This is a genomic window from Coprobacter sp., from assembly GCF_982436375.1.
In genome coordinates, this window is sequence record NZ_CEWDCG010000205.1 from 1 (window position 1) to 5091 (window position 5091).

The 5091-nt window shown below is 39.5% G+C and carries 3 protein-coding genes; all 3 read right to left on the reverse strand.

Translation table 11 applies throughout. The annotated features are described in order from the left end of the window. Positions 1–292 precede the first annotated feature (292 nt). A complete protein-coding gene (locus tag AC1WHX_RS10350; protein ID WP_303115821.1) occupies positions 293–3538 on the reverse strand; it encodes a glycosyl hydrolase 2 galactose-binding domain-containing protein in 3246 nt (1081 codons plus the stop codon). A 206-nt stretch (positions 3539–3744) separates the two neighbouring features. Next, positions 3745–4557: an inositol monophosphatase family protein gene (locus tag AC1WHX_RS10355; RefSeq protein WP_303115822.1), complete on the reverse strand. Its 813-nt coding sequence runs from the start codon at positions 4555–4557 to the stop codon at positions 3745–3747. 39 nt (positions 4558–4596) lie between these two features. Further along, on the reverse strand, positions 4597–5079 hold the full coding sequence (locus AC1WHX_RS10360; RefSeq protein WP_481229296.1) for an Lrp/AsnC family transcriptional regulator: 483 nt from the start codon (positions 5077–5079) through the stop codon (positions 4597–4599). Between the last annotated feature and the right edge of the window lie 12 nt (positions 5080–5091).

Sequence of the window (5091 nt, forward strand, 5' to 3'; positions counted from 1 at the left end):
GTGACTTGTTCGACAAATCGAATTTCAAAAATGTCAAAGACCTATATGATTCAAGCGAACCGAATTTGTTTAATTTTTAACCTTGTCCATTTTTAGTGGACAGTAGTGAAAGCAGCCTGTTTGTTTTTAGAGACCAGTAAAAGTTCTATATACGAATTTTTTAGTTTTTTTTCGGTGTATTCACTCGTTCCTGTACGTCTACGCTGCGCTTTTACCGGGACAAAGGGATGCCTTTGAAAACTATTCTCAAAAATTATCCGTGCAAAATTAAACACTCAATTACTGAAATTTTTTATTCAGGGAATATTTCGTAACCGCAAATTTGTGGAGCTCCTGATCTTATATCTTTCAATTCAATTGTGATTCTTTGATCTTTATCGGGAGCAATTCCTTTAATTTCTTTGACAAGAGCTTTAAATTTACTTCCGGCCTCTTTAATAACATCTAAATTTGTCAGTACGGTTTTACCGTTGATCAGTACGTTGAAGCGACGTTTTCCCGGAGGCGTGTTTTTATCCAACTCTGCAAAGTGTAGTCTGACCGTGTAAATTCCATTTGGATTCTTCATCAAATTCGGATAGGAGCAAGATCCCCAACGAACCGTCTTATATATTGCTTCAGGTCCTGACATAGGAGCACTTACATCAACATCTTCGGTACAATATCCTAAAGCTCCTTCAAGAAAGCCCGGATCTTTGGAAAATCCGTCTCTGTTATATCCGGCACAATTGATACGGATTTCATCGGACGGTTCTATTTTCGGAGCGATGAATGTAAACTCTGATTTAGGCCAACTATTTACTTCTGCATTTTTATTCGGGGCTATATAGGTCGATGAGGATACTTTGATGTTCCATCCGTCAACCAGGACAAGAGGTTTTTCACCTTTGAGATTGTCAGCATCAGCTTCGATTGTTATTTTTTTCTCTTCTTTCGGGGCTAATGAAATATAATTGTCGCTGTAATATACCGGAAGTACACGTTCTCCGGTTTTCCCTCGATGCAATTGCAAGTGTGTCATTAAAGCGATGTTTTTACTCGGGTTGCGTAAAGTAACGTCAATGAATACTTTTTCGCCTTTTGTACGGGTAGAGGCTTTCGTTGCAAGTTTTACCACAGGCATCGATTCAAGAGCCGTGAGATCGTTTGGTTTCGAAGAGATCCCCCGCCAATAAAAATTGTCTGAGATCAGCTTCCCGTCAGAGTCTCGGAGTTCAAGTTTTATAAAATGAACCGAAGTTAAGTTCGAAGGCCATTTAATGTCGCTTATTTTGTTTACCGAACAGGCAGCAGTGTTTACCTCATGGCTCTTTTCGGCTGCAACAGACCCGTCGATATTGTAAATTGTAATTTTTGCATAAGCCCTGCTTAATGCCTTCGGTTCATGATTAATTACTTGTATTATACCGTTATCTGTTTCGTTGAATTGAATGTGTATTTGTTCACAAGCTTTTTGTAAAGCGAAGAGAGAAGCGTTCGGTTCCAAATCGTAGTGGAACATTTGCCACACGAAACTCGGTTGGGCGGGAACGCTCATCCATAACAATATTCCTTGTGTCGGGGAAAACATTTTACCTATTCGTCCTTCATATAAAGCACGAAAACCTTCATAATTCATCATTTGTGATTTACGGACAAAATCAGCTACATTGACAACTTTTCCATAACGTTTTGTCATTATCTTCATTAAGTTGCGTCCACCTCCTGAAATGAAATTATGTTCTGCCCATGCATCGGTAATACTTGTCCAATCTTTTTCCGGCATCATGCCTTGAATAGATTCCAATGTCGGTATCGATTGAGGGCCGATCTCTGTTTTGAAAGTCTCTTTTTTGTTGAATTTTTTACTTTCGGAAAAACGGTAATAATCTACCGGAGTTTGCCATTCATACGGACCGCCAGAATTGCATCCGCCTCCACCTCCGGAATTGGATTGATAATGGCGCAAGGGATCGAGTTCGGCAAGTGCGTATCGTACAGCATCATCCAGATATTTAGGGGGATATGCTTCGTTGCGTGCACACCATATAACCAGTGACGGATGATTGCGGAAATTTAATATTTTATCGCGGACATTTGCCATATAAAGGTCTTGGTCGAGAGGATCTGCTGCATTGAATTGCCAGAATTCGTCCCAAATCATTATACCGTATTTATCGCAAAGGTCATAGAGGATTTTACTTGCAGCTTGTCCTCCCCATAGACGTATCATGTTGAAATTGGCATCTTTGTGCATGCGTATTTGAGCTTCTAACCGTTTGGGATCGATTCGTTTTAGGGCTTCATCCAATCCCCAGTTGCCTCCTTTACAAAATATGCGTACTCCGTTCACCGTAAGACCCAGATTATCGCTTCCGGGAATATCGTATGATATTTCTCGGATACCGAATGTTACTTCTTTTTCATCGGAAATTTTTCCATCTATTTCAAAAGACAGGTGCATGGAGTAAAGATTTTGTTCTCCCAATCCATTCGGCCACCAAAGTTTCGGATTTTTTATATTTAGTTGAGCAAAGTCTTTAGGATCGAATGTGAATGTCAGAGACCGCCAGGGTGCGATTTCTATTGTTTTTTCGAACTTTATGCTGTCAAAACTACCTTTGATTATTCCTTTCTGTACGTTTCCGGTCGTATTTTGTACTGTTGTTTGCACGGTTACGGAAGCTATATCGGTACGAGGTAACGGTAGGTCTGATGTAATTAATGGATCTTTCATTAATACGTGACCTGTTGCCGAAAGAAAGACATCTTGCCATATTCCGCTATTCCGATCACGGATTCCGGACAACCAGTCCCACCCGTTGGAACATCCGAAGGTAGGTCCGTCAAGGCGTCCTACACCTCCGCACGGACCTCCGACCGTACCCATAATATGTTCGAAAGGAACTCCTGTATTCGGTTGAGGAGAAATGCGTACGGCAATAATTGCTGTTTGCCCGGGTTTAACGAATGACGTAATATCGAAATTGCCTCGTATGAATGCTCCTTTAATCGGACCTACCCGATGTCCATTTACCCAAATATCGGCAGAGTAGTTAATTCCGTCGAAATTGAGCCATATCGTTTTATTTTTATATGAGTCGGGAATCATGACTTCATTTCTATACCACCAGTCTGTGTGACAAAGATATTCGGGTATTACTTCGGGTCGATTGTTCTCTCCGTATAGCGGTTCGGGATAAACACCATTATTTACTAAGGTCGTAAGAACCGTTCCGGGGACTGTTGCTTTATACCAGCCTGAAGGCTTATATTTTGTTGTAGATATTACTTTCCCCTCTTGTGGAACTTTGGCAGCGTTTTCCATTTCCCATCCGGCTTTCATACCCTCTTTGGAAATTATGGCTGCGTCTTGCATTTCCCATCCGGAGTTGATCAGTATCTTATTTGATGTTTGTCCTTGAACAGACAGAGGCAATAGCAATATGGTCAAGGTTGTAAACAAGCTAAGTATCCCTTTTCTTTGAATGATAGTTTGGAGTAGGCGCAATGCTCTGTTAAGGAGAGTGTGCGGTTGATGATAATAAAGTGTTTTCATAAGATTATGTGGTTTTTTGATATATGTAATGTATTGGAAACCCTTTTCTTTATTTCAGATTTTCAGTTGTTCTTGAAATAAAAAAACAGCTTTTGATAGAAGCTGTTTACAAAGTAAATCCCACAGGATTAACGATCGGATAAAATTGTACTTAAATTTGCATTAAGAATCATTCAACCTTATTTTAAGCCGATAATCTGTCATTTTTATCTGATATTTTCTTTTAGTAATAATGTAATGTCCGAATTTCCGGCAATGATTGAAATGCCTCTGTTATTCCGGAATGAAATTACTTTGCCTTGGGCTTCTTCTACCAGTAAAATGCCGGCGCAAACATCCCATAAATTCAGATTTAATTCCCAATAACCATCTAAATTTCCGGCTGCTACGCAACATAAATCATATGCTGCAGAGCCCATACGCCTGATCCCTCTTACTTTGGGTAAGATATGGACTATATTGGCTGAATTGTTATCCGGATTAGATCCGTGGTCGTATGGAAAGCCTGTTGCTATGACAGATCGGGATAATTCTGTTTTGTCGGAGACCGTCAGTTTTTGCCCGTTTCTATAAGCCCCTTCACCTTTTATTGTGGTGTAAAGCTCATTTAAATAGGGAGCATAAATAACTCCGATAATTGTGTCTTTTTTATATTGTAATCCTATCGATACGCAAAAGATAGGTAATCCTTGGCTAAAATTCGTAGTTCCGTCTAAAGGGTCGATAACCCAACAATAATCACTGCCTTTTTCATGTATTCCGGTTTCTTCTCCTAACATATCGTGATCTGGATAATGAATGGTAAGCTGATCTTGGAAATATTGTTCACAGGCTTTGTCTGCGGCAGTTACTATGTCGAAAATATTCGATTTGGTTTTTATCGATAGTTGACTTTTTCTGAAATATGAAAGTTGAATTTCTCCCATCGTTTTAGCCCATTCTATTGCTTTTGCTTCTAGTTCTTTCCAATTGTTCATGGTGAAACATTGATTAAAAAAATCCGCTATGCCTTTTTCCATAGGTATAGCGGATTTATGTGATTTTTTATCGTTATTTAGTTAGTCTTCTGACTCATCTTCCAGATCTTCAATCGGTAATTGCCGTTTGAAGGCCTCTTTGAAAGAGATCAGCGATTCGGTTCTGGCTAAACCTAAAGGCTGTAATTTTGTGTGGATTATTTTTAACAGATGGCTATTGTTACGAGCATACAATTTGATAAACATATCATATTGTCCTGTCGTATAATGGCATTCTACGACTTCGGGGATTTGCTGGAGTTTTTCCAGAACTTCTTTGAATTGTCCGGGATTTTGAAGGTAAAGGCCTATATAAGCACATGTTTCGAACCCGATTTTGTTAGAGTCGATCGTGTATTCCGATCCTTTGATGATCCCCAAATTTGTCAATTTCTGTACCCGTTGATGAATTGCTGCTCCGGATACATTGCATTCACGAGCTACTTCCAGAAACGGAATGCGGGCATTGGATGCGATTAGTTTTAAGATTATATAATCTAAACTATCTAATTGGTGGTGTCCCATTTATATATGTAC